This window comes from Ruminococcoides sp. (assembly GCF_057037865.1).
On record NZ_DBLZMS010000003.1, the window covers coordinates 69,215 to 95,999 of the forward strand.

Sequence of the window (26,785 nt, forward strand, 5' to 3'; positions counted from 1 at the left end):
TCAAGTATTTTACTACATTATTCGCTGATTGTCAAAGTTTTCAAAGAAATTATACGCATTTTCGTAAAAAATCTTTTTCAAAACGCTTTCGTTGTAGTTATTTCTAAGAAAAAGTTCATAAATTTCGCCGATTGAATCGCTTCCGACAATATCCCTCGGCAAATCGCAGCCGTCAAAATCCGTACCGAAGCAAAGAGAATTTTCGCATCCGAGCGACAGCATATATTCGCAATGCTTTAAAATATCGTTCATGCATGCTTTATCCGGGTTATTATTAAGAAAAGCATTGTGCAAATTTAGACCTATAAGTCCGCCTCTCTGTATTATAATTTTAATCTGCTCATCTGTAAGATTTCTCGGATTTTGAGTAATTGTCCGTGAATCTGAATGAGTTGCGATAAACGGCTTATTCGTCTGATTGACAACATCATAAAACAGTTCATCGCTTGCATGGGATATATCAATTACAATACCGTACTTTTCCATTTCGGTTACTGCAAGTTTTCCGAAGTCCGTTAAACCGCATTTATCTTCCGATAAAACACCTGAACCAATCTCGTTCATCTCATTCCATGTGAGAGTCATTATTCTGACGCCGATTTCCGCAAATCGTTTTACATTCTCGATTTTGCCGTTCAATGCTTTTCCGTTTTCTACTGTAAAAAACGCTGAGTTTCTATACTTTGAAAAAGCATTATCCGTGAATTCACCGATACCTAACAATTCAATTCCAAGTCGGTTACATTCGGATTTCAGATAATCAGCCGATTCAAAGAACAATTTTTCCGCCGCATTACCGTCAAGCGTGTCGGGCAACCATATAGCATAGCACTGTAACCTGTGGGATTTGGAATTGTTATTTAATTTCACTTCATATAAGGGATTATCCAGTTCGGACTTTTCGGTTACTGCCTTATAGAGCGTGTCACAATGCAAGTCAAAAAAATTCATGGCAACCTCCCGTCAGAATGCATCTTCAATATAATTAATGCCGACAAGCTTAAGATTATCACTGTTGACAAAAACTTCGCATACATCAAATCGACATTCTTTATCTATATTGTTTTCATACATATACATATCGGCAGTTTTTAATATTTTCATCTGCTTTTTACGGTTAACCGCATCAACGGGTTGTGTAAGAGAATTCTCTTTTCTTGTTTTAACCTCAACAAAGGCAATTACTTCCTTATTCTCGGCTATGATATCTATTTCGCCGTAAGGCTTTTTATAATTTCTGGCAATAATTTTATACTTATGCTTTTTCAGATATTTTGCGGCATAAGCCTCTCCCTTATCACCTGTTTGTTTAGTAGTAAAAATCATTTCTTATTGTATATTTTCTTCAAGAAGCTCGGTCTGTGATACTTACACGGTCCGTATTTAAGAATCGCCTCAATATGAGCCTTTGTGCCGTAACCCTTATGCTTTGCAAATAGGTACTGAGGAAATTCTTTGTCGTATTCATAAAGAAGTCTATCCCTTGATACCTTGGCAAGAATTGACGCACAGGCAATTGACATTGACTTTGCATCGCCTTTTACAATACATTCGCCTTCAATTGACAACGGAGGCATTCTGTTGCCGTCAATCATAGCATAATCAGCCCTTGGTTCAAGTCCTTCAACTGCCCGTTTCATTGCAAGCATAGCAGCGTTAAGAATATTCATTTCCTCAATTTCTTCAACGCTTGCAAATGCAATGCTGTATGCCAATGTCTGTTCCTTTATTACATCAAACAAAGCCTCTCTCTTTTTTTCAGAAAGCTTTTTTGAATCATTGACTCCTTCAATAACAGTGTTTTCGGGAAGTATAACTGCGGCGGCACACACAGGTCCTGCAAGCGGTCCTCTGCCGGCTTCATCAACACCGCAGATATTCAGAAAACCTCTTGCAATATTTTTATTTTCATATTCAAGCCAATCCATTGTTATCTCCCCTGCGGCATTTCAACTGTAATTCTGCCAAGCTTTGCACTTCTGAATTCATCAAGCAACATAATTGCGGCTCTCTCGGTATCTATCTCACCGCCTGAAACAAGCATACCTCTCTTTTTGCCAATCATTTTCAAAAGCTCGTATGAATCAATATTTTCGATATCTTCGTTTTCTAATTTGAATCTTGTTATAAAATCAGCAGGCTTGAGTTCCTTGATGAAATCAAGCAGTCTTACCGCCAATAGTTCGATATCAAGAATTTGGTCTTTAACCGCACCTGTGAACGCAAGATGCTCTCCGACTGTCTTATCGTCAAACTTTGGCCAAAGCACACCCGGAGTGTCAAGCATTTCAAGGTTCTTTGCAATTGTATACCATTGATTACCTCTTGTAACGCCCGGTCTGTCCTCAACCTTTGCACGGTTTTTCTTTACCATTTTATTGATAAAAGAAGATTTGCCTACATTCGGAATACCGACAATCATAATTCTGATTGTGGGATTTACCATTCCTTTTTCTTTTAATCTTGCAATCTTATGGCTCATAACCGTATTTACGGCAGGTGCAAATTTGTCAAGACCTCTGCCGCTTTTACAGTCAACAGGGATAGCAACAAGATTCTGCTTTTTAAAATAGTCAATCCACATTTTCGTGGCAGTTTGATTAGCCATATCGCATTTATTGAGAAGAATAACTCTCGGCTTGTTCTGAACAAGTTTTGCAAGGTCGGGGTTACGACTGCTGACAGGAATTCTTGCATCAATAATTTCTGCGACAGCATCAACAAGTTTAAGACTTGACTGAATCTGTCTTTTTGTTTTGGTCATATGACCGGGGAACCATTGAATAGTCTGCATTTCGCTCATATATGTACATCCTTTAAAAATTTTCTGTTAATATAAATACTTGAATCTGTCAAGCGGGAAAAATATAAATTGTGCTTTTCCGATTACATCATCGACAGACACAAGGCCTATACTCTTATCACGGCTGTCAAGAGAAATAATTCTGTTATCACCCATTACAAAGATATAACCTTCAGGGATAACATACGGAATTTGCAATGGATTTGACGGTTCTCGTGTTAAAGAAGAAACATACGGTTCATCAATTTTTATACCGTCAACATAAACTGCATTTTTACTGTAATCCACAACAAGCGTCTGTCCTTCAACGGCTATAACCCGTTTTATAATTCTCTTTTCAATCTGATTTTCAGCGTTGATAGCTACAATATCGCCGCATTTTGGCTCATACATAAAATTTGTAATGAAAATTTTATCATCGCTGTGAAGGGTGTCAAGCATCGAATTTCCCACAACATTGGCATCTCTGATGATAAAAGTAAACGCTACGGATATAATTGCAAACACAAAAATTATTGTCCGTGTAAAATCAAACATATAATCCGTGATTTTTTTATCGTTAATTTTAATTCTGATTTTATTCTTTTTAGGTTTTTGAGGCATATAACCCTCCGTAAAAAATAAAGCTTATTTCTATTATAAAACAGAAATAAGCTTTTCACAATATCAAAATTTAAATTAACATTAAATTTTTACAATCTTTAGCATCAGTACAGATAGCCGAAGTGGTCAAACGGATAAACTACAAACTGTGCCTTACCGATTACATCATCAACATCTATAAGACCGATTTTTGTACTGCGGCTGTCCATTGAATCCTTTCTGTTATCACCCATAACAAAAATTTTGCCCTCAGGAATAACTTCCGGAATTTCATTGTCACCTATATTGTTGCCGTAGGTTGAACCCTCTATGTACGGTTCATCAAGAACAACACCGTCAACTATGATTTGGTCGTTGTCATAATCGACCTTAACAGTCTGTCCCGCAACAGCGATAACACGCTTAATAATCGGACTGTTATACTCTGCACCGTGAGAAATAACAACGATATCGTTATTTTTGGGAGTGTAGAATAGATTTGTTACGATAACCTTGTCGTTAGTGGCAAGTGTGTTATTCATTGATCTGCCTTCAACATCAACAAGGCGGAACAAAAAGATAAGGCAAACCACAACAACCGAAATTGCAAACAGGATGCATCTTACCCAGTCATAAAAACCGGACATTGCGCCTTCCTCTTTTGCAACAAGAAATTGTTTTTCGGAAATTGACGGTTTCTTATCCACATACATTTCAGGATTGATATCTGAAGAATCGTTCACACCCTCAGGCTGAAGCACAGCCATATTAGCCTCATTGACATTATTTTTGCTTTTCTTCAACTTTGTCACCTGCTATAAAGAAAAATAGTAAAAAAAGGGACTTTTAAAAGTCCCTTTTGATTTCGTGAATTACTTACGAATCTGCTCTTTAACCTTAGCAGCCTTACCAACTCTGTCACGGAGATAGTAGAGCTTGCTTCTGCGAACCTTACCGTAACGAACAACCTGTACATCTTTAACATTGGGTGAATGGAGAGGGAATACTCTTTCAACACCAACGCCGTAAGCTACTCTTCTTACAGTAAATGTTTCAGCTACGCCACTGCCTCTTTTAGCAATAACAGTACCCTCAAACATCTGGATTCTTTCTCTTTCGCCTTCACGAATGTTTACTGATACCTTTACAGTATCACCTACGCTGAACTCAGGTGTTGTTTCCTTCACGCTTGATGCAGCAATAGTCTTTAATGCGTCCATTTTTTATCCTCCTTATTTTTCCGACATTCTTACTCAAACGAGCAGCGGACTGTCACATCAAAATGACGGTTAAACCGTTATTTGAACCTCGTCGAGAGTTACGACGGTTTCAAATGCTTTAATATAATACCACATACGGAATAATAATGCAAGTGTTTTTTCAATTTAGTTTAAAAAAATCGGAATATATCCCGTCAAGCTCCGATTAATGTGATGATATATTTTCAAGCTTTTTAAGATATTTTTTGAAATAATCAGGCAATTCGGAAGTGAATTCAATATATTCATTGGTTTTTGGATGAATAAAACCGATTTTTCTTGCATGAAGGCATTGTCCTTCAAAATCAACTTTTTCATTCTTTACGCCATACACCTTATCACCCGACACAGGATGACCTATATAAGCCATATGAACTCTGATTTGATGAGTACGACCTGTTTCAAGCTTGCATTTTATATGTGTGTAACCTTTATACCTTGTTATTACCGAATAATGAGTAACCGCATTTTTGCTGTTCTTTTCGATAACACACATTTTCTTTCTGTCTTTAGGATTTCTTCCAATTGGAGCGTCAACTGTTCCCTCATCATCTTTCAGATTACCAAATACAATTGACTCATACTCCCTTGTAAAAGAATGCTCCTTAATTTGTTCTGCAAGAGAACGGTGAGCAAAATCATTTTTTGCAACAATCAAAAGACCGCTTGTATCCTTGTCGATGCGGTGAACAATGCCGGGACGAAGTACGCCGTTAATTCCCGAAAGGCTGTCACCGCAATGATAAAGCAAAGCATTTACAAGAGTACCGTCATAATTTCCTGCGGCAGGATGCACCACCATTCCCTTTGGCTTATTCACAACAAGCAAGCATTCATCTTCATAAACTATATCAAGAGGAATATTTTCCGCTTTAGCCTCATAAGGCGTCGGATCGGGAACATTTACAACAACAATATCACCTTGTGAAAGCTTGTACTTTTTTGAAACAACAGAGTCGTTTACAAGCACAGCTCCGTTCTCAATAAGATTAACAGCAGCAGAGCGTGATAAATCAATATTTGCATCCGAAATAAATTTATCAAGTCTTACACCGCTTGTTTCACAATTAAGTTTAAATTCATTCATTGCTTTTGTTGACCTTTTTTTCGGATTTCATAACATTAGAGAAAAACAGAACATAAACTATAAGAAGTAGTGTTCCGACTGTAATGCAGTAGTCGGCAAAGTTACAAACAGGGGGAAAGAATGAAACGCTGATGTAATCGACTACAAAACCGTAAAAAATCCTGTCAATCAAATTACCTATTCCGCCGCCGATTATAAGTGCCGCAGAAATATAGAACATCTTTCCTGACGGTTTCTTCTTGAACATAATATATATTATTATTGCAATAAGAACAACAGTAACCGCTACGAAAAACCAACGCATATCCGAAAACATTCCGAAAGCAACGCCTCGATTCTCAACATAAGTAAAATCGAGTAACCCGTCAATGGCAGTTACCGAACCTACAGGCTGAAGATAGGTAAGCACAAAATATTTTATTATCTGATCAGTGGCAGCTAAAAGCACACCGATTATAAGAGCAATAACAGGCATTTTATCCTCCATAAACATAAATCGGTGTGTTTTATCACACCGATTTATTGTAATAGCAGTTATTATTTAAGATTCTGAACACAGCGGAAACAGATTGTAGGATGCTCTGCACACTGACCCACCGTCTTGCTGATAGCCCAGCAACGCTCGCACTTTTCACCCTCAGCTTTTTCAGGCTTGATTTCAAGCTCACCGCCGTTATCAACAATTTCAACTTCGGAAACTATGAATGCTGCACAAAGCTCAGGCTCAGCCTTTTTAAGGAATTCAAGTGTTTCGCCGCCTGCACAAAGTTTTACCTTTGCTTCAAGCGAACCCTTAATTGTCTTATCCTTTATAAGAGATTCGAGTGACTTTTTAACATTATCACGGAGTTCGTGGATTCTGTCCCAGAAAGCCATAAATTTATCGTCAACATCAATAGCGATGTTTTCGGGAATCTCATTAAAGATAACATGTTCTGCATTCTCATTTGAGGAATGAGGCATGTATTTCCAAATTTCATCTGATGTATACGCAAGGAGCGGAGCAATCATTCTTGTCATTGCGTCAAGGATAACATAGATTACGGTCTGAGCGGCTCTTCTTGAGAGGCTGTCAGCCTTTTCTGTATAAAGTCTGTCCTTGAGAACATCAAGATAGAAGTTAGACATATCAACAACACAGAAGTTGTGAATGCTGTGATATACAATATGAAACTCATAATTATCGTATGAAGTTCTAACCTTTGTGATAAGGTCATTAAGCTTTGCAAGCGCCCATTTATCAATCGGCAACACCTTGTCAAAGTCAACCATATCTGTATCGGGATTAAAGTCAGAAATGTTACCGAGAATATATCTTGCGGTATTTCTGATTTTTCTGTATGACTCGGAAATCTGCTTGAGGATATCCTTGGAAATATGAACATCAGTCTGATAGTCGGTTGATGCAACCCAAAGTCTGAGTACATCAGCACCGTACTGCTTAATAACATCCTGTGGGCTGATGCCGTTACCAAGTGACTTACTCATCTTTCTTGATTCATCGTCAAGAATCATACCGTGAGTAAGAACAGCCTTGTAAGGTGCTCTGCCTCTTGTAGCAACGGATGTAAGAAGTGATGACTGGAACCAACCTCTGTACTGGTCGTTACCCTCAAGGTAAAGGTCAGCAGGTGATTCAAGGTTATCACGCTGTTCAAGAACAGCGGCATGTGATGAACCGCTATCGAACCAAACATCCATAATATCTTTTTCTTTATCAAATTCAGTACAACCGCACTTTTTACACTTTGTGCCGTCAGGAAGAATCTCTGCGGCTGTGTGATTGTACCAAGCGTTTGAGCCTTCTTTACCGAATAAGTCAGCAACAGCAAGCATAGCATCCTTATCAATAAGAGCCTCTCCGCAATCCTTACAGAAGAAAATCGGAATCGGAACACCCCATTTTCTTTGACGGGAAATACACCAATCTTTTCTTTCTCTTACCATTGATGTAATTCTATCCTTGCCCCATGCAGGAATCCACTTAACCGTATTGATAGCGTCAACAGCCTCATCCTTGAAATCATCAACCGAACAGAACCACTGGTCTGTTGCTCTGAAAAGGATAGGAGTTTTACATCTCCAGCAATGCGGATACTGATGGACAATTTTCTTTAATGCAAAAAGTGAGCCGTTTTCTTCAAGATAGGCGGCAATCTTCTTATTAGCCTCATCAGTTGTAAGACCTGCAAACTGACCTGCTTCTTCTGTAAGAACACCGTTAGAATCAACAGGACAGATAATCGGAATCTCAGGGTAATTCTGACATACATTATAGTCGTCAACACCGTGTCCGGGAGCTGTGTGTACACAACCTGTACCGCTTTCGAGAGTTACATGCTCACCAACGATAACAAGGGACTCTCTGTCAAGGAAAGGATGTGCTGTTTTTATATACTCAAGCTCACTGCCCTTTACCGTTGCTACAACTTCAAAGTCTGTTATACCTGCCTCATCAAGAGCAGACTTATAAAGCTCTGACGCCATAACAAGGTATTCATCACCTGTTTTGATTACAGAATATTCAAATCTCGGACCTACGCAAATTGCGACATTTGCAGGGAGTGTCCAAGTTGTAGTTGTCCAAATTACAAACTTAACCTTTGAAGGATCGATTCCCATATTTGAGAAAACGCCCTTATCGTCGGTTACATTAAACTTTACATAGATTGAATGGCAAGGATCTTCAGCATACTCAATCTCAGCCTCTGCAAGAGCAGTCTTACACTCCGGACACCAATAAACAGGCTTTAAGCCCTTGTAGATATAGCCCTTTGTAGCCATTTCTGCAAACACTCTGATCTGTTCAGCCTCAAACTCATGGTTAAGAGTGATGTATGGCTTATCCCATTCACCGATTACGCCAAGTCTTTTAAACTGCGTACGCTGATCGTTAATATAGCCTTTTACGAACTCTTCGCACATTTTACGAAGTTCAACAACAGAAATTTCAGCAGAATTACCGATACCGGCTTTCTTTCTTGCTTTAAGTTCCGTAGGAAGTCCGTGTGTATCCCAACCCGGAACATACGGAGCTTTAAAGCCTGCCATATTCTTATATCTTACGATAAAATCCTTAAGAATCTTATTAAGTGCATGACCAAGGTGAATGTCACCGTTAGCATAAGGAGGGCCGTCATGAAGAATGAACAGAGGCTTTCCCTCATTTACTTTCATAAGATTTTCGTAAACCTTTTCATCTTCCCAATTTTGAAGTGTAACAGGCTCGCTTTTCGGTAGACCTGCTCTCATAGGGAAGTCTGTCTTTGGAAGATTAAGTGTTGAATTATAATCCTGGGACATTTTATATTCTCTCCAATATCTAAAATCTAAATAAAAATCAGTCGGCAGTTACATCATAGTTATCACCGAACTTGAGATGACTGAACTTGCTCTGTCTTTTAGGATGAGCAGATACTTCTTCAGTTTCAGCAATAGGCTCAGCTTTCATTTCCGAAGGTACTGCAATCTTAACATCATCTTCAACCTGAGGCTGTGCAGGAGCTGTCACTTCCTCTGTAGGATACTTTTCGTCAAGTTCAGCTTTTGAAGCCTCAACATCGGAGGTTGAAGGAAGATCATCAATTGACTTAATATGCTTACTGTAAAGTGAAATAAGTTCATTTCTGAGATTAGCCGCATCTGACTGAAGCTGTAAATAATGCTCTTTCTCGGCAGCAGTCATATTGTTTGCGTCAACAAGGAGAGTCTGAGCCTTTGTTTCAGCATCACGAACAATCTTTGCAGCCTTTTCCTTTGCTTCTCTTATGCAGGCATCAGCAACCTTCTGCGAAGCAAGCAAAGCATTTCTTACTGTTTCTTCATCTGCTCTGTATTGTTCAACTCTTGTTGCAAGAACATCAATCTTATGAACAAGGTTAGTTTTTTCTTTCTTCAATTGTTCAAAAGAAACAATGACTTCATCAATAAACGAGTCAACATCTTCAGCTCTGTAACCACCGTTAAGAGTGGCTTTTCTGAAGCTTATATTTTTAATTTCATCAATTGTAAGCATTTATCTGCACTCCTTATTTATAATGTATAACCGAAATTCTCATTCGACCTTTTCCTGTAGTTCCAAGTATACCTTTTAAAACGAATTTGCCTTTTCCGCGAATTGTAAAAACATCATTTTCCTTTAGGTTAAAACTGACATTTTTAGTTTCTTCAAAATTAACACATACGCTGTCCGACATAATGACAGTTTTTGTTTTTTCTCGTGACAGTTTACATACAGCGGCAACAATATTATCAAGTCGTAAAGAAGAAACTATAAATGTTTTTTCTTCTACTCCTCTTCCCTGCGGAAGCTTTGACAAATCAGCATCATCAACCTTAACGCCTACTCTGCTGACTTTTGAAATCTGCGACTTGACATAATCGGACAATTCCGCTTTTACAAATACAACAGCCCGTCCGTCCTCAACAAGAATATCCCCGACAGTTTCACGCTCTATTCCGAGCGACATCAAAGAACCGAGGAAATCACGATGAGTGAGTCGGTCGCATTTTCTGAATGAAAATTCAATGCCGCATATCGGGAACATACTCGTACTCGGTTCGTCAAAAAACAAGCCAAGCATTTTTCTCTCGGAATCATCATACCCGCCAAAGAAAAGGTAGTTGTCGAAATATGCTTTTTTAAGTTCGGAAACAAGAAGAGCTTGTTTCCTTTCGCTCATAAAAGGCATAAAATACGGTTTCTGTCTTGTCAGACAAAGGTCAATACCGTTATTAAGCCGAGCAATCAGCTGTTTGTCATCATCCGAAGTAAACACCGTTGTTCTCAAGCTCATCAAGCAAATCGTCGCCTGTCAGGTCAACATTGCTCGGAATAATGATATATGTATTTGTAGCGACACGCTTGATTTTACCACGGTTTGCATACGCAACACCGCTGAGGAAATCAAGGATTCTTCTTGCCATATCTTTATTTGTATCTTCAAGATTAAGAACTACTGTGTGAGCCTTCATAAGCTCATCGGCAATTGTGCGGGTTTCTTCGCCGAAACGCTCAGGCTTGAATAAACCAACCTGAAGATTGGTGGTAGCATTAATGTTTACGACCTTGTTTCCGCCGCCGAGATCTCTTTCTTTTTTAGTGTTTCTTACAGGTTCTTCTTTATAGTCTTCTTCTGCACCTTCGTCAGCATAACCATATTCATCGTACTCATACTCATCATCGGGGGCGTCCCACATGCGTTTAAACTTATCTACAAAACCAGCCATTATATAATCCTCCTAAAATTATGTATAATTCCTTGCGCCGAATAATGCCGAACCAACTCTGACCATATTTGCACCTGCAAGTACGGCTTCGTAATAATCGGCAGACATACCCATTGAAAGAATATTCATATCTATATTATCTAATTTTTTTTGCGAGATGTCAATAAATATATTATGCATTTTATTGAAAAATTCAGAAATTTTCTGTGAAGATTCACAAATCGGAGGTATTGCCATAAGACCTTTAACTGAAATACCGTCCAATTCGGCAATCTGACAAAGTAATTCTTCAAGCTGTTCGGGCATAACGCCTGACTTGTTTTCTTCTCTGCCGATATTTACCTCAACAAGAACATCACAGTTTTTATTGATTTTTAAAGCCTGTTTAGAAATTTCCGATGCAAGCTTTATTGAATCGACAGACTGGATAAGATCAACCTTATCGATAATCTGTCTTACCTTGTTTGTCTGCAAGTGACCGATAAACTGAAGAGAACAGTTGTCAAGGTTATACTTATCATACTTTGACAAAAGCTCCTGAACCTTGTTTTCACCTATGTGGTCAAGTCCGAGTGAAATTGCGTGGTTAATAACCTCAGGTTCAACCATTTTTGTTGCAGCAAGAAATGTAATATCCTCACGCTTTCTTCCGGACTTTTCGGCAGCCTCGGCTATTCGCTCATCAATAAATTTGTAATTGTATTCAACGTCAGTTAACAACTTTTCCGTCATACAAATCATCTCCTTCAAGAATTACCTGATCATATAACTCAACTGTTGTGCCGTCAACAAGGTCTTTGCTGTCCGGCTCCGGATCGCAAATAACATAATCATCGTCGGCATACAGAATAGATATCTGTTTGAATCTCACTTCACTTCCGTGAAGCACATATACACCCTGAACCTTAACCTGTTCGGTATGTTTATTGTCATTGTCATCATAGGTTGTCTTTGTTACATAGTCATCATGAATAGCCTTTTTGCTGATTCTCAAGCCAGTGTATGAACCAAGACCTATTTCAATCGGTTCCTGTCTTGCCTGAGCAAGGTCGGAATTCATATAGTCACACTCAAGAATAAGAAGGGCGTCGCTGTCTTTTGATTCCTGATAAATCCTCTTGATAGTGGCAGGAATGCTTTCAGACGATGCGTCAGAGAACAGCACCGTAGCGGAACCGTCCCACAAAGAAAGTCTTGTTGCCTCATCAGCCGTAACCTTACAGGCAACATACCATTTCAATCCGGTTACAACCTTGCCTGCAATATTGTCGGACACTTTTGTCTGCTTTACATTATCAAGGTCAGAAAGCGTCAGACGATCAAGATTATTGTAATCAAGTGCATTTTCATATCCGTCACAATGCGAGAGAAAACAACCTGATTTTTCAGTCGTAATATTACCTGTTGATTTCCCTGTTTTGCCTTCAAGAGTGGCTATTTCAGCCTGGAGTTCTGAAATTCTGTCATTAAAGTTAGTGGCTTTGCCTGTGTAAATCTGTCTTTGGTTTATTGAATAAAGCAGATTATTTGTGACATTATCAATATTTGCCAAATCGCCGTCATTGATACTGCGAATTTGTGAAATGATATTATTATTTATATTGTTGTTGATAGTATCAATACCTATGTTGCCGGCCGTGCTTGTTTTTTGAAGTGTCTGCAAATCGGAAAGCTGTTCCTGTAATGCGCTGATTTTTGACTGTGAAGCTGCGTCATCATCATTTGCATATGATTTTGCAATTTCACCGCCGGCTTTTACCTCGTCACCGTCATGCACTGTATATGAAAGCACACCTGAAGTATTATTCTGAATCATATTTTCATCACGGATAATAAATCCGTTTGAATAAATTTTATCCGTGACTGTTGTTTGAACAGCATTTTCAGTCGGATACATTTTAAAATTTGTACTTATCAGAAGATAGGCGGCATAAACAACTGCAAGAACTGATAACGCAATCATCAAAATTCGTCTGAAAAGCAATTTATCCATAAAGTAAGCCTCTTTCGATTACAGCCTTTGCATAACTGTATATTTCTTCAAATGAATTATATTCATCAATATAAATCCAATTAATCTCCGAATCCCGCTTAAACCAAGTAATTTGTCTTTTTGCATATCTGCGGGTTTCCATTTTCAATTTTTCAACACAATCATTCAGGTTTTTATTTTCTTTAAAATAAGGAATCAATTCCTTGTATCCTATCGCCTTTATTGATGTATAGCTCAGGTCGGAATTAATAACCCGTTTAGCCTCCTCAAGCAAACCTTCTTCAAGCATAATATCTACACGCTTGTTTATTCTGTCATAAAGCACCTGTCTGTCACGGCAATTAAGACCGATTTTTACAGTTATATACGGAGACGGAATTTTATGTGATTCTTCAATTTGTTGTGTGATAGTTTTTCCTGTTGTTTTGTAAAATTCAATGGCACGGATTATTCTTTTAAGATTTCTGCTTTCACGAAGTCTTTCAGCCGATTCCGGATCGAATTTTGCAAGCATTTCAAGCAACCTGTCTGTTCCATGTTCTTCGGCAATCTTGCGAAGTTCTAAACAATATTCTTCATCCCGTTTATCATCACTGAAAGAAACATTGTTCAGAAGTGAATCAACATAAAGACCTGTTCCGCCGACGATAAACGGTAATTTGCCTCTTGAATGGATATCTGCTATACATTTTGAAGCATCAGTTACATATGACGCAACCGAATAGGTTTTATCAGGCGGAAGAAAGTCCATCATATAATGAGGAATTCCGTCCATCTCTTCTTTGGTAGGTTTGGCTGTTGCAATCTGCATTCCCTTGTATATCTGCATGGAATCGGCAGATACGATTTCACCGTTAAAATGCTTTGCAAGTTCAACCGAAAGTTTTGTTTTGCCTGATGCGGTAGGACCGACAATTGAAACCGTATTAATAGATTTTCCCAAAAAATCACACCCTGCCAAATTGTTTTTCAATTTCACCCTTTGTAAGAACAATGCAAATCGGTCTGCCGTGGGGACAATACTTTATTTCAGGATGTTCTTCAAGGTGTTTTACAATCCCTATAAGCTCCTCAGGCGTACTTTTATTGCCTGCCTTTATAGCTGAACGGCAAGCAACATTGCTGTAAAACCAATCCATTTTTTCGGTAAAGATATCGGTTTTACCCTGAGAAATGTAGCCCGACATCTCGGTAATGCAATCTTCAATTTCAACAGCCGGAATATACTGCGGAGAACTTCTTACAATAACCGTACTGTTACCGAAATCTTCAACTTCAAAGCCGCAATCGGAAAACATATCAAGATTATTAATTGCCGCATCATACTCGATTTTTCCGAGAGTGACTGTAACAGGAGCAAGTAAAATCTGCCTGTAATCAGCAGCCTTTTCGGCTTTGAGTTTTTCATAAATAATTCTCTCATGGGCGGCATGTTTGTCTATCAAAAGAATATCTTTATTGTTTTTTTCTGCTATGATATATGTATCGAAAGCCTCTCCGATATATTTGATGCTCGTCTGATTATCGTTTACAAGAACAGGCTCTTTTGATTTCTCAATAGATTCTTCCGAAACAATTACATTAACCTCTTTAGGGCTTACAATCAGATCTTTATCGGTAATACTTTCTGTATTGTTTTTTTCATCTTCGACAAGCGAAGTTGGCTGAACAATTTCAGGCTTGAAAGTTGATTTTAACTTTTCTTCCTCTTTTGCCTTATTTATCGCCTGTTTGCTGAAAATATCAAACGGATTGGATATATCCGCAACTTTTGTATCATCAATGGACTTTGTAACAGAACGAATAGCTGCCTCGCCAATCTTCTTATTATCATTAAATGCGACATCCGAAAACGGATTAAAATCATCGGATTTTCCGGATGTAGCAACAGGTTTTGTAACCTCTGTTTTGGGATTGTCAGGTATCGGTTTGGCATACTGTTTTTGTACAAAATCATTTTTAGAACTTTGCACAACAGGCTTATTCAGAATGGCAGGTGCATTGTTAAACGGATTAAATTTATTTTGCACCTCATTAAAAGCCGTTTCCTTTTTAAATGATGCTTTTTTACGGCTGTCATACTTCATAAGTGAAGATTTTACCGCATGATAAATCGCATCAAAAACAGGTCTTTCATTTATAAATCTAACCTCAAGCTTTGAAGGATGAACATTGACATCAATAATTTCACACGGCAATTCGATATTAAGGACACACGACGGAAATTTTCCGACCATAATTGAGCCCTTAAAAGCCTCCTCAAGTGCAACCATAGCCGTTCTGGTTTTGATGTACCTCCCGTTGATGAAAAAATTCTGCATATTACGATTTGGTCTTGAGTGTTCGGGCTTTGAAATATAGCCGTAAACCTTTATTGCATCAAGCTGATAATCAACAGGAATAAGTCCTTTCGCAAAATCTTTTCCAAAAACCGAATATATTGCAGAAATAAGTTTTCCGTCGCCGAATGTACGAAGAACCTGCTTTCCGTCTTTAATGTATGTAAATGCAATTTCGGGATGTGACAAAGCAGTTTTGTCGATTATATTTGAAACTGCGTTACCCTCCGAAACATCTTTTTTCAAAAATTTTGCACGGGCAGGAATGTTGTAGAACAAATCTCTGATAACAAATGTTGTGCCGACAGGACAACCTGCATCATCAAAGCTCTGTTCTTCACCGCCGTCAATTTCATATGAAGTTCCGATTTCCTCGTTTACATTCCTCGTAATAAGTTGAAGTCGTGACACTGCACAAATTGACGCAAGAGCCTCTCCTCTGAATCCAAGTGTAGAAATACTGTCCAGGTCAGATTCGACCTTAACTTTACTGGTTGCGTGTCTTAAAAACGCAACTTTGATATCGTCACGGTAAATACCGCAACCGTCATCGGCAACACGCATGAATGTTGTACCGCCGTTTTTTATCTCAACGGTGATATTTTTTGCGCCTGCGTCAATTGAATTTTCTACAAGCTCCTTTATAACCGATGCCGGTCTTTCAACAACCTCACCCGCAGCGATAAGTTCTGCAACATGCTTATCAAGTACATTGATTACACCCATTTGTGTCACCTCCTAATATTAAATCATACCCTTGAGTTCGTAAAGCAAGTTCATTGCTTCAATCGGAGTAAGAGTATTTATATCTGTATCTTTCAGCTTTTCAATCACGGGACTTTCAGCCGAACCGATAAGTGAAAGCTGCATATCGTCTGAATTATCCTGCTTTTGAATATTGGCATTCTCTTTTTTATATTTACCGTGTTCAAGGTCTTTTAAAATTTCCTTTGCTCTTGAAATTACAGACTGCGGAATGCCTGCAAGCTTTGCAACCTCAATACCGTAGCTGTCATCTGCTCCGCCGGGAATAATTCTTCGCAGAAAAGTAATGTCATCGCCACGCTTTTTAACTGCTATGTTATAGTTTTTTACACCGTCAAGGAGTTGTTCCATAACCGTGAGTTCGTGATAATGAGTTGCAAAAAGTGTTTTTGCACCGAGTTTTTTTCTGTCGGCACAAAATTCAAGTACAGCCCTTGCGATGCTCATACCGTCAAAGGTCGAAGTACCTCTGCCGATTTCGTCAAGAATAAGTAAGCTTTTTGAAGTTGCATTTTTAATAATATTGGCAACCTCGCTCATCTCAACCATAAAGGTTGACTGTCCGGATGCAAGATCATCAGACGCACCTACACGAGTAAAGATGCTGTCTACAATTCCGATTTCGGCAGAAGACGCCGGAACAAAACTGCCTATCTGCGCCATAAGAACAATAATGGCAATCTGTCGCATATAGGTTGACTTACCCGCCATATTGGGACCTGTAATAATTGCTACTCTGTCATTGGCAGAATCAAGGCTGACATCATTCGGAACAAACGGTGCATCCTTTAATAGAGCCTCAACAACCGGATGTCTCGAATCTTTAATTCTTATAGCGGTTGAAAGGTTTACATCAGGTCTTATGTATCTGTTGTCAGCCGCAACATTTGCAAGTGATGTAATAACATCAAGATTAGCAATGGCTTTTGCGGTTTTCTGAATTCTTTCAAGATTATCCGAAACCGTCTTTCTGACATCATCAAAGAGGTTGTATTCAAGTGCAACCGATCTGTCTTTTGCACCGAGGATTCTGCCCTCTACATCTTTCAAATCCTGAGTAATATATCTTTCACAATTGGTGAGTGTCTGCTTTCTTATGTATGTTTCGGGTACCATGGATTTATACGAATTTGATACTTCAATATAATATCCGAATACCCTGTTATAACCGACTTTAAGCTTAGGAATTCCCGTTATATCACGCTGTTCAGCCTCAATACGGGCAAGAATTCCCTTTGAGTCATTCATATCACCTGTCACGGAATCAAGTTCTTCGTTATAACCTCTCTTAATCATACCGCCCTCACGGACTGTAAACGGAGGTTCTTCAACGATTGCAGAATCAATAAGAGAATGAATGTCCTCAAGCTTATCAATACTTTTATAAATATATTTAAGATAAACCGATTTACAATCAACGAGCAAATCCGAAATCTGCGGAAGATTCTGAATTGCTCCGCAGAGTGAACGCAAATCTCTTGCATTTGCAGAACCGTAAACGATTCTTGTCATAAGTCTTTCAATGTCAAATATACCCGAGAGTGTGTCTGTAACATCCATACGGAGCATATTATCGTTTACAAGCTCTTCAATTGCACTCTGACGGTTGTTGATTGAAGTTATATTGAGTAAAGGATGTTCAAGCCATGAACGCATAAGGCGTTTGCCCATTGCGGTTTTTGTCTTGTCAAGCACCCACAAAAGTGAACCTTTTTTATCCTTTGTCAGCATTGTTTGTGTGAGCTCAAGATTACGCTGTGTATTGTAATCAAGGCTCATATATTGATTTTCTTTGTAGAACTCAATGTGATTTATTCTTTCAAGTCCCGTTTTCTGAGTATCACGAAGATATGAAAGCAACGCACCGAGAACGCATACAACAACAGATTTGTCAGATACGGTACTGTATTCATCCGCAAACTGTGATTTTACAACATCAGTACATACCGACTCGTCAAATTTTTCATCTTCGAGCATTTCAACTCCCGCCGAAAGTTTCGCTTTAATGAACTTCGGCAGCTCTTTCAGCTTTACAATGTCACCGCCAATAAGAATTTCACGGGGATTATAGCTTGTAAGCTGATTGGTAAGGACATTATAGCTGTCATGACCCCTGATTTCCGTAGCGTATAATTCTCCTGTGGAAATATCGCAAAAACAAAGTCCTATAGTTTTATTTTTAGAATACATACAGCAAATGTAGTTGTTTTTGCTCTCATCAAGCATACTCGATTCCATTACGGTACCGGGAGTAATTACTCGAATAATATCACGCTTTACAAGACCTTTTGCCTTTGCAGGATCTTCCGTCTGTTCGCAAATTGCAACCTTATAGCCCTTTGCAACAAGTCTTGCAATGTAACCCTCACAGCTGTGAAACGGAACTCCGCACATGGGAGCACGCTCGGCCTGTCCGCAATCCCTTCCTGTAAGAGTAAGTTCAAGTTCCTTTGATGCAAGCTTTGCATCATCGTAAAACATTTCGTAGAAATCTCCAAGTCGGAAGAACAAAATGCTGTCTTTGTTTTCTTCTTTAATTTTGAAATACTGTTGCATCATTGGAGATAACTCCGCCATTTGTTTCACTTCCTTAACAAAATTTAGAACCGTTTATCAGCCGCAACCGCCGCATGTAGCACAGCTGCCTGAGCATGATGACTGGCTGTAATCAGCAGTTTCGGGATCTGCACCCTCAGCAGACTGCTGAACAATTGCGAGAACTCTGTTTGCAACAACATCAAAAGCAGCCTTTGCATCATTGTAGGCAATCATATTCTCGTTTGACATAATCTGAGAATATGCCTCTCTCATCTCGGTATTAAGCTTAGAAAGCTTTTCCTGATCTCTCTCTTTTTTTGATGCTTCATTGTTTATTGACATTCTTTTAAGATTGAATTCACCGATAAGACGCTGAAGCTCCATATCTGCATCTGCATTCTTCTGAGCGTCCTGCAATTTTTTATATGAGTCTTCTTCCTGAATGAGTCTTCCGAGTTCTCTTGCTTTCTCAATGATATCCATAGTTTTAACCTCCGATTATTTTACAAGCTCACCCTTTAATATCCAGTTGCGAGCCTTTGTTATTTTTACATTTCTGAATGTTCCGATACAGTCCTTTGATCCTTCAAGCTCAACTATTATGTTACCGCTTGTACGACCGCACAATTCACCGTTCTTATCGTTTTCACCTTCAATAAGTACCTTTTCGGTTTTGCCAACCATTGAAGAACAACGCTTTGCCGCAATTTCTTCCTGAACATCAAGAAGTTCACGGAACCATTTTGATTTTTCTTCAGCGGAAATCGGATCGTCCATTTTAGCCGCAGGAGTACCCACTCTCGGTGAGAAAATGAAGGTAAAGAGTGATGTAAACTCAACCTCACGGATAAGCGATAAAGTTTCTTTGAAATCTTCATATGTTTCACCCGGAAAACCTACAATGATATCACTTGTAAGTGAAAGACCGTCAATTTTCTCTTTAGCATAATTGATTATTTCAAGATACTTTCTGCGGTCATAGTGACGGTTCATTGCTTTAAGCACTCTGTCCGAACCGCATTGGAACGGAAGATGAAGATGCTTGCTTATATGAGTACCCGATGCAATTGTGTCAATAAGTTCCTTTGAACAATCCTTAGGGTGAGATGTCATAAAGCGAAGCCAATAATCTCCGTCAATTGAATCAACCTCACGCAAAAGCTGTGAAAAGTTTACTTTCTCGGAAAGACCTTTTCCGTAGGAATTTACATTCTGACCGAGAAGGGTAATGTCTTTATAACCCGACTCAATCATATTTTTAGCCTCAGAAACAATAATATTCTTTTCACGACTGCGTTCTCTGCCTCTTACATAAGGCACAATGCAATATGTACAGAAGTTGTTGCAACCGTACATAATCGGTAACCAACCCTTGAAAGTGCCGTCACGCTTAACAGGAAATCCCTCATAAAGCTGATTATCGTCATTACCTCTTTCAAACACTCTTTTGCCGTCAAGAAGAGCGTTATACATAAGCTCAGGAAAATGGTGCAATGAATGAGTACCAAACACAAGTCCTACAAAAGGAAAGCTCTTGTAAATTTTATTGGCAACATGCTCCTGCTCCATCATACAACCGCACAAAGCAATAAGAATCTGCGGATGCTTTCGCTTTAGATTTTTTAATGCACCTACATTGCCGAACACTCTGTCCTCAGCATGTTCTCTTACGGCACAGGTATTGAAAAGTATGAAATCCGCATTGTCCGGTTCATCTGCAAACTCAAATCCCGACTGTTCAAGCATACCCTTAATTTTTTCACTATCAGCCACATTCTGCTGGCAGCCGTATGTTCTGATATACGCAACAGGCTTCTCTCCTCTTTTGCGGATATCCATAATTTCAGCTATTAAATTCATATACTCCGATTGTTTTTCGGAAATTTTCTGACTGTCAGGCAAAGAAATGCCTCCTAACCCATTGTATTAACTGTTAGATTATAACACAAGATATACGGTTTTTCAATGTTTTTCACAGGTTTTTCAAAATTTACTTCTTATAAGTTTGAAACAGAGAACCGTATCCGGACGGTATATTACCCACTATTACGGATTGTGCAATTTCAAAATCGGTAGTAAATGTTATTTTGCCTGAATAATCAAGCGAGGTTGTCATTATTTTTGAGGTGAGCAAAAGCTTTATATGGTGGATTGTCTGATTTATTCCCGCTTGTTCAAATGTACTTATAACTTCCGAGGAAAAGCTTCCTGTAAGATTGAAATTTACGGGAATGCAAGGTCCGACATTTGAGAGTATTGAAATATTCGTAAATGAACCGAGAGGTATTTCAATTTCATTGTCATATACCTTAGCTATTTCCTTTTGTACGGCTTTCGTGATGTCGGCTTTAATTCTGTTGATTTTGAATGAATCCGTTTCGATGGACTGCACATTTCCGTTTTTATCACAATTAATCTTTGCAATATCACTGTAAGAATAATTAAGCTTGTCAAGTGTATTATTCACTGCATCGCAGACAGAATTTACAGACAATATTTCAGCCTGAATTCTTATGTACTCCGGTCTGAAATCTGACAAATGCACCTCGCAGAAAACAGTAACACCGATAATCAGTAAAACCACAGAAAGAAGTATTTTCTTTAAAAGAACAAATTTTCTTTTACACCTTTTTCTGTACAACATAAAAACACCCCTCGTATATACTATACGAAGGGTGTTTGTTTTGTTAATTATTCTTCTGCGTCCGAACAACCGCCGCATGATGCACAATCGGCATCACACTCGTCATCTTCCTCATTGCTGAAAAGCTCTGAAAAATCAAACTCAAGGTTCTCACCGCAGTTAGGACACTCGATTTCGCCTTCAAGAAGGACATCTTCGGAAACATTAAGCTTCTGACCGCATGAATCACAAGTTACCTCATAAAAAGGATTCTCTTCATCATCAAAATCGTAATCGTCATCTTCATCGTCATAATCTTCAATGTCATAGTCCTCGTCATCGTAAACATCAGACTCAACATCAGCAAGATCCTGATCAATTTCGTCAACCTGAGCGCTTAACTCATCGTAAAGTTCTTCCATGTCAGATACTTCAAAAGCCATATCATCAAGAAGATCAACGATTGCATTAAGAACCTTTACTTCAGGTTTTGACTCATCAAGCTCCAAACCGTCGCAAAGGCCGCGAATGTAAGAAATTTTTTCAGTAAGATTCATAACTGATTCTCCCGCAGAAATTATGCTCTGCCCATATATTCGCCTGTTCTTGTGTCGATCTGAATAACTTCGCCCTCATCAATAAAGAGAGGAACTTTAATTTCAGCACCTGTTTCAAGAGTTGCAGGCTTTGTAGCGTTGGTTGCTGTGTCACCCTTAAAGCCGGGATCTGTCTTTGTAACCTTAAGTTCAACAAAGTTCGGAGGCTCAATACCGAATACATTGCCCTTGTAAGAAAGAACCTTGCACACCATATTTTCCTTAACAAACTTAAAGTTGTCGCCGAGAACGCTCTTGTTAATCGGAATCTGCTCCCATGTTTCTGTATCCATGAAGTAGTAAAGATCGCCGTCTGAATAGCTGTATTCCATATCCTTTCTGTCAATGAAAGCTGTGGGATACTTATCGTTCGGGTTGAAAGTTTTTTCAACTACTGCGCCTGTAATAACATTTCTGATTTTAGTTCTTACAAATGCAGCACCCTTACCGGGCTTTACATGCTGGAATTCAATGATTGATACAACCTGACCGTCCATTTCAAATGTAACGCCGTTTCTGAAATCACCTGCTGATATCATTAGTAATACCTCCTAATTATCTTTCATACGGAAATACGGTAATGTATGCCGTAATATAACAATTTACATTATACATAACAATGACAAAAAATGCAAGACTTTTATTACACAATAATGAGTTCTTTGGGGAGTGAAACAAAGTTTTTGTACCCTGTATCAGTCACGCAAAGCATATCTTCAATGCGAACACCGAATTTACCCGGCAGATATATTCCCGGTTCATCGGTTATTATCATACCTTTTTTCAGCATTGTTTCACTTCTCGGAGATACAACGGGAGATTCGTGGATATCAAGTCCTACACCGTGACCGGTTGCATGACCGAAATATTTTCCGTAACCGTTTTCCGAGATTATATCTCTTGCAATTTTATCGACATCAGAACATTTTGCTCCGGGTTTTACGCTGTCAAGTACAGCAAGCTGAGCTTTTAATACGATGTCATAAACCTTTTTCATTTCTTCATCAGCCGACTTGATTGCTACCGTACGCGTAGTATCGCTATGATAGCCGTCAAAAATTGAGCCGATATCAAAAGTAAAGAAATCTCCCTCACTGACAATATCATCTGACGGAACTCCGTGAGGCAATGAAGTCTTTTTGCCTGTAATCGTGATGAGATCAAATGAAACACCTTCACCGCCGTTAAGCTTTATTAGATGTTCAAGCTCAAGTGCAACCCTGCGTTCACTGACACCGGGTTTTAGGTAATTCAACACTTCAAGATATGACTTTTCGGTTATCTCCTGTGCTTTAGCTATTTTTTTAATTTCTGATTCATCCTTGATACATCTGATTTCTTCGATCTTATGATCAAGACTGCCGTCACAAACGCACTCAATATTATTTTCCGAAAAAGCCTTTTTAAAACTATTATATTTTTCAACCGTAATATCGGATGCCTCAAAAAATACATTCACAACAGACTTGTTCTTCAATTCGCTTATAAGGTCTTTAAACAACTTAGTAAAGCAAACAACCCTGCATCCTCTTGATTTTTTTAAAGCAGCCTCATAATATCTGAAATCAACAAAAAGGACAGTTTCATTTTCAGTCACAAGCAAATAACCTTCGCTGTGAAAGAATCCGCAAAAATAGCCGATATTCTTCTCATTAGTCAACAAAACAGCCTGACTGTTACTGTCAAGAACAGTCTTTAAATTTTCAAGTCTTTGCTCAAATAAAAAGTTTTGCATTACATCAAGTCCTTTAATGCATTGATTGCGAGAAAGTAACTGTTTTTGCCGAAACCTGCAATCTGACCGACACAAACAGGTGCGATTACAGATGTATGTCTGAACTCTTCTCTTGCGTGAATATTAGACATATGAACCTCTACAAAAGGAATCTTTACACAAGCAATGGCATCTCTTAAAGCATAGCTGTAATGTGTGAGAGCGCCTGCGTTAATTACAACACCGTCAAAGTTACCCTTTGCCGAATGAATTTTATCGATAAGATCTCCCTCGTGATTTGACTGAAAAACTTCGGCAGAAAAGCCGCTACTTTCTGCATATGAAATAATCTGCTTTTCAATATCGGAGGCAGTTTCTTCTCCGTATATTCCCTTTTCACGGACGCCTACCATATTGAGGTTAGGTCCGAGTATAACAAGAATCTTTTTCATAGTGTCACCTTTTTTCAAAGAAATATGAAGATAAAACAAAAAGCGGACAGAATGCTCTGTCCGCCTGTTTGATTACCTGTATTTGCGTTTGCGAGCTGCTTCGGATTTTTTCTTACGCTTTACAGAGGGCTTTTCATAAGCTTCTCTTTTGCGAACCTCAGCAATAACGCCAGCTCTGGCACACTGCTTTTTGAATCTTCTTAAAGCACTTTCAAGGGATTCATTCTCTTTAAGTCTAATCTCTGCCATCTATCTTCCCTCCCATCTGCCACCGGGCATGGGTAATTTGCATATAATTGCAAATGTTATTATACATTATAACTCGAATAATGTCAATAGCATTGTAGAAATTTAGGTTAAATTAATTTTAAAAGTTGAATTATGGCTTAACAACAAGGTTTACAAGTTTCTTCGGAACAACAATTTCTTTAATAATTTTCATTCCGTCAATAGCCTTTTTGACATTCTCATCATTCTTTGCAAGATCAAGAACAGCATCCTTGTCTGCATCAACAGGAATGTTAAGCTTAGCTTTAATTTTGCCGTTTACCTGAACAACAATTTCTACACTTTCGTCAACGCATTTTGACTCGTCATATTCAGGCCACTCGGCTTCGGCAAGAATACCGTTACCAAGCTTACAAGCCTCGTAAACTTCTTCCGTAACATGAGGAGCAAACGGATTAAGGAGAATTGAGAAAATTCTGAGTTCTTCCTTATTAATTGACTTTACATTTGAAATATCGTTGATTAAAGCCATAAGAGTTGCGATAGCAGTATTGAACTTTATATTTTCAATATCCTCGCCAACCTTTTTAATTGCCTTGTTAAATGCACTTTCAAGCTCAGGTCGGATTTTATCACCGTCAATGAGAACACTCTGAAGATTCCAGTAACGCTCAACGAATCTGCGACAGCCTCTGATGCTTGCCTTACTCCACGGAGCAGCCTTTTCAAAGTCACCAATGAACATTTCATATAAACGCATTGTATCTGCACCGTATTCGTCAACGATTTCATCGGGATTTACGACATTGCCTCTTGATTTACTCATCTTCTCGCCGTTTTCACCGAGAATCATACCGTGTGAAGTACGCTTAGCGTATGGTTCCGGAGTAGGAACAACACCGATATCATAGAGGAACTTATGCCAGAAACGGCTGTAAAGAAGGTGGAGAGTTGTATGCTCCATACCGCCGTTGTACCAATCAACAGGTGACCAGTAGTTAAGAGCCTCTTTTGATGCAATGGCATTTTTATTGTGCGGATCCATATATCTGAGATAGTACCATGATGAACCTGCCCACTGAGGCATTGTATCGGTTTCTCTCTTAGCCTTACCGCCGCAGCAAGGACAGGTTGTGTTAATCCAGTCTGTCATCTTGGCAAGCGGTGATTCTCCGTTATCAGTCGGTTCATATGACTCAACCATAGGCAGTCTGAGCGGAAGGTCTTTTTCATCAATCGGAACATAGCCGCACTTCTCACAATATACCATCGGAATAGGCTCGCCCCAATAACGCTGACGGGAGAATACCCAGTCACGGAGTTTGTAGTTAACCTTTGAATGACCCTTACCCTCACTTGTGAGCCAGTCAATAATTTTCTTCTTTGCTTCATCAACAGTAAGGCCGTCAAGCATGCCCGAGTTAACCATAATACCCTTGGCACAATCTGTGTAAGCCTCTTCCTGAACATTGCCGCCTTTAACAACTTCAATAATAGGAAGGTCGAATTTTTTTGCAAATTCCCAGTCACGGGTATCGTGAGCAGGAACAGCCATAATAGCACCTGTACCGTATGATACAAGAACATAGTCAGAAATAAAAATCGGGATTTCCTTATTGTTTACAGGGTTTATAGCGTTAACACCGTCAATTCTGACGCCTGTCTTTTCTTTAGCTACCTCTGTTCTTTCAAAGTCAGACTTACGAGCGGCAGCCTCCTGATATTTCTTAATTTCGTCCATATTAGAAATCTTGTCGGCCCACTTTTCAATCATTGGGTGTTCAGGAGAAATTACCATGTATGTAGCACCGTAAAGTGTATCGGCACGAGTTGTATAAATTGTAAGTGTGTCGCCTGTTGTAGTTGTAAAATCAACCTCCGCACCCTTACTTCTGCCGATCCAGTTCTTCTGCTGTGCTTTTACTCTGTCAGGATAATTTACAAGGTCAAGGTCATTGATAAGTCTGTCTGCATATTCTGTAATTTTAAGCATCCACTGTGACTTAACCTTGTGAACGACTTCACTTCCGCAACGCTCGCAAACGCCGTTTACAACTTCTTCGTTTGCAAGAACGCATTTGCACGAAGTACACCAGTTTACATTCATCTCTTTTTTATAAGCAAGACCGTGCTTATAGAGCTGAATGAAAATCCACTGTGTCCACTTGTAGTATTCGGGATCTGTTGTATTGATTTCTCTGCTCCAGTCAAAAGAAATGCCGAGTGACTGAATCTGCTTTTTAAAACGGGCAATATTCTTCTTTGTTACAATTTCAGGGTGAATGTGATTCTTGATTGCATAGTTCTCGGTAGGAAGACCGAAAGCATCCCAACCGATAGGATAAAGAACATTGTAACCCTCAAGTCTGCGTTTTCTTGCAACTGTATCAAGTGCTGTGTACGGACGGGGATGACCTACATGAAGGCCCTGTCCCGACGGATACGGGAACTCGATAAGAGCATAAAACTTTTCTTTTTCTGTGTCATCACTTGCATGGAACACACCCTTATCTTCCCAGATTTTTTGCCATTTCTCTTCTACGGCTTTATGATTGTATTTCAAAGTAACCCCTCCTG

General features: G+C 39.0%; 27 protein-coding genes. All 27 read right to left on the minus strand.

Annotation, left to right across the window (positions count from 1 at the left end; all coding sequences use genetic code 11):
* Positions 1–12: 12 nt before the first annotated feature.
* Positions 13–951, minus strand: coding sequence for a membrane dipeptidase (locus tag AC2HW8_RS03775; protein WP_443951967.1), 939 nt, complete (start codon positions 949–951; stop codon positions 13–15).
* Positions 952–963: 12 nt separating this feature from the next.
* Complete coding sequence (locus tag AC2HW8_RS03780; RefSeq protein ID WP_015523821.1) at positions 964–1,326, minus strand: YraN family protein; 363 nt, start codon at positions 1,324–1,326, stop codon at positions 964–966.
* Positions 1,323–1,928, minus strand: coding sequence for a ribonuclease HII (locus AC2HW8_RS03785; RefSeq protein ID WP_482606674.1), 606 nt, complete (start codon positions 1,926–1,928; stop codon positions 1,323–1,325). Before AC2HW8_RS03785 ends, AC2HW8_RS03780 begins: the two co-directional genes overlap by 4 nt.
* 2 nt (positions 1,929–1,930) lie before the next feature.
* The gene (gene ylqF, locus AC2HW8_RS03790) at positions 1,931–2,803 is read right to left on the minus strand and encodes a ribosome biogenesis GTPase YlqF (protein WP_021883946.1); all 873 of its coding nucleotides are present in this window, start codon (positions 2,801–2,803) and stop codon (positions 1,931–1,933) included.
* 27 nt (positions 2,804–2,830) lie between these two features.
* Positions 2,831–3,406 carry a signal peptidase I gene (gene lepB / locus AC2HW8_RS03795; protein WP_015523818.1) on the minus strand — a complete coding sequence of 192 codons (576 nt, stop codon included), beginning with the start codon at positions 3,404–3,406 and terminating at the stop codon, positions 2,831–2,833.
* A 104-nt stretch (positions 3,407–3,510) separates the two neighbouring features.
* The gene (lepB, locus tag AC2HW8_RS03800; RefSeq protein ID WP_242987262.1) at positions 3,511–4,188 is read right to left on the minus strand and encodes a signal peptidase I; all 678 of its coding nucleotides are present in this window, start codon (positions 4,186–4,188) and stop codon (positions 3,511–3,513) included.
* A gap of 69 nt (positions 4,189–4,257) precedes the next feature.
* Complete coding sequence (gene rplS / locus AC2HW8_RS03805; RefSeq protein WP_101029615.1) at positions 4,258–4,605, minus strand: 50S ribosomal protein L19; 348 nt, start codon at positions 4,603–4,605, stop codon at positions 4,258–4,260.
* Positions 4,606–4,810: 205 nt separating this feature from the next.
* The gene (locus AC2HW8_RS03810; protein ID WP_021883948.1) at positions 4,811–5,731 is read right to left on the minus strand and encodes an RluA family pseudouridine synthase; all 921 of its coding nucleotides are present in this window, start codon (positions 5,729–5,731) and stop codon (positions 4,811–4,813) included.
* A complete protein-coding gene (gene lspA / locus AC2HW8_RS03815; RefSeq protein WP_021883949.1) occupies positions 5,724–6,206 on the minus strand; it encodes a signal peptidase II in 483 nt (160 codons plus the stop codon). Before lspA ends, AC2HW8_RS03810 begins: the two co-directional genes overlap by 8 nt.
* Positions 6,207–6,268: 62 nt before the next feature.
* Positions 6,269–9,034, minus strand: a complete 2,766-nt coding sequence (gene ileS, locus AC2HW8_RS03820) for an isoleucine--tRNA ligase (protein ID WP_021883950.1) — start codon at positions 9,032–9,034, stop codon at positions 6,269–6,271.
* 37 nt (positions 9,035–9,071) lie between these two features.
* A complete protein-coding gene (locus AC2HW8_RS03825) occupies positions 9,072–9,746 on the minus strand; it encodes a DivIVA domain-containing protein (protein WP_021883951.1) in 675 nt (224 codons plus the stop codon).
* A 13-nt stretch (positions 9,747–9,759) separates the two neighbouring features.
* Positions 9,760–10,527 carry a YlmH family RNA-binding protein gene (locus AC2HW8_RS03830; protein ID WP_295239786.1) on the minus strand — a complete coding sequence of 256 codons (768 nt, stop codon included), beginning with the start codon at positions 10,525–10,527 and terminating at the stop codon, positions 9,760–9,762.
* Positions 10,493–10,960 carry a cell division protein SepF gene (locus tag AC2HW8_RS03835; protein ID WP_015523811.1) on the minus strand — a complete coding sequence of 156 codons (468 nt, stop codon included), beginning with the start codon at positions 10,958–10,960 and terminating at the stop codon, positions 10,493–10,495. The genes AC2HW8_RS03830 and AC2HW8_RS03835 overlap by 35 nt, the downstream gene beginning before the upstream one ends.
* Positions 10,961–10,978: 18 nt before the next feature.
* Positions 10,979–11,692: a YggS family pyridoxal phosphate-dependent enzyme gene (locus AC2HW8_RS03840; protein WP_015523810.1), complete on the minus strand. Its 714-nt coding sequence runs from the start codon at positions 11,690–11,692 to the stop codon at positions 10,979–10,981.
* Positions 11,670–12,953 carry a biotin/lipoyl attachment domain-containing protein gene (locus AC2HW8_RS03845; RefSeq protein ID WP_303664965.1) on the minus strand — a complete coding sequence of 428 codons (1,284 nt, stop codon included), beginning with the start codon at positions 12,951–12,953 and terminating at the stop codon, positions 11,670–11,672. Before AC2HW8_RS03845 ends, AC2HW8_RS03840 begins: the two co-directional genes overlap by 23 nt.
* Positions 12,946–13,896: a tRNA (adenosine(37)-N6)-dimethylallyltransferase MiaA gene (gene miaA, locus AC2HW8_RS03850; RefSeq protein ID WP_181980499.1), complete on the minus strand. Its 951-nt coding sequence runs from the start codon at positions 13,894–13,896 to the stop codon at positions 12,946–12,948. Before miaA ends, AC2HW8_RS03845 begins: the two co-directional genes overlap by 8 nt.
* A gap of 4 nt (positions 13,897–13,900) precedes the next feature.
* Positions 13,901–16,018 carry a DNA mismatch repair endonuclease MutL gene (gene mutL / locus AC2HW8_RS03855; RefSeq protein WP_484327176.1) on the minus strand — a complete coding sequence of 706 codons (2,118 nt, stop codon included), beginning with the start codon at positions 16,016–16,018 and terminating at the stop codon, positions 13,901–13,903.
* Positions 16,019–16,036: 18 nt separating this feature from the next.
* Positions 16,037–18,634, minus strand: a complete 2,598-nt coding sequence (gene mutS, locus AC2HW8_RS03860) for a DNA mismatch repair protein MutS (RefSeq protein ID WP_118101598.1) — start codon at positions 18,632–18,634, stop codon at positions 16,037–16,039.
* A gap of 36 nt (positions 18,635–18,670) precedes the next feature.
* Positions 18,671–19,078: a YlbF/YmcA family competence regulator gene (locus tag AC2HW8_RS03865; RefSeq protein ID WP_015523806.1), complete on the minus strand. Its 408-nt coding sequence runs from the start codon at positions 19,076–19,078 to the stop codon at positions 18,671–18,673.
* A 15-nt stretch (positions 19,079–19,093) separates the two neighbouring features.
* The gene (miaB, locus tag AC2HW8_RS03870; protein ID WP_484327177.1) at positions 19,094–20,497 is read right to left on the minus strand and encodes a tRNA (N6-isopentenyl adenosine(37)-C2)-methylthiotransferase MiaB; all 1,404 of its coding nucleotides are present in this window, start codon (positions 20,495–20,497) and stop codon (positions 19,094–19,096) included.
* Between the two features lie 88 nt (positions 20,498–20,585).
* Complete coding sequence (gene yunB, locus AC2HW8_RS03875) at positions 20,586–21,239, minus strand: sporulation protein YunB (protein ID WP_021883958.1); 654 nt, start codon at positions 21,237–21,239, stop codon at positions 20,586–20,588.
* A 47-nt stretch (positions 21,240–21,286) separates the two neighbouring features.
* Positions 21,287–21,775: a CD1247 N-terminal domain-containing protein gene (locus tag AC2HW8_RS03880; RefSeq protein ID WP_117950782.1), complete on the minus strand. Its 489-nt coding sequence runs from the start codon at positions 21,773–21,775 to the stop codon at positions 21,287–21,289.
* Between the two features lie 20 nt (positions 21,776–21,795).
* Entirely contained in the window at positions 21,796–22,353 is a 558-nt protein-coding gene (efp, locus tag AC2HW8_RS03885) for an elongation factor P (RefSeq protein WP_015523803.1), read from the minus strand.
* Positions 22,354–22,457: 104 nt separating this feature from the next.
* Positions 22,458–23,549, minus strand: coding sequence for an aminopeptidase P family protein (locus AC2HW8_RS03890; protein WP_484327178.1), 1,092 nt, complete (start codon positions 23,547–23,549; stop codon positions 22,458–22,460).
* The gene (aroQ, locus tag AC2HW8_RS03895; RefSeq protein WP_117837384.1) at positions 23,549–23,980 is read right to left on the minus strand and encodes a type II 3-dehydroquinate dehydratase; all 432 of its coding nucleotides are present in this window, start codon (positions 23,978–23,980) and stop codon (positions 23,549–23,551) included. Before aroQ ends, AC2HW8_RS03890 begins: the two co-directional genes overlap by 1 nt.
* 72 nt (positions 23,981–24,052) lie before the next feature.
* Positions 24,053–24,229 (minus strand): 30S ribosomal protein S21, encoded by a 177-nt coding sequence (rpsU, locus tag AC2HW8_RS03900; RefSeq protein WP_015523801.1) that lies wholly within the window; start codon positions 24,227–24,229, stop codon positions 24,053–24,055.
* Positions 24,230–24,359: 130 nt separating this feature from the next.
* Positions 24,360–26,771 (minus strand): leucine--tRNA ligase, encoded by a 2,412-nt coding sequence (gene leuS, locus AC2HW8_RS03905; RefSeq protein WP_117523882.1) that lies wholly within the window; start codon positions 26,769–26,771, stop codon positions 24,360–24,362.
* Between the last annotated feature and the right edge of the window lie 14 nt (positions 26,772–26,785).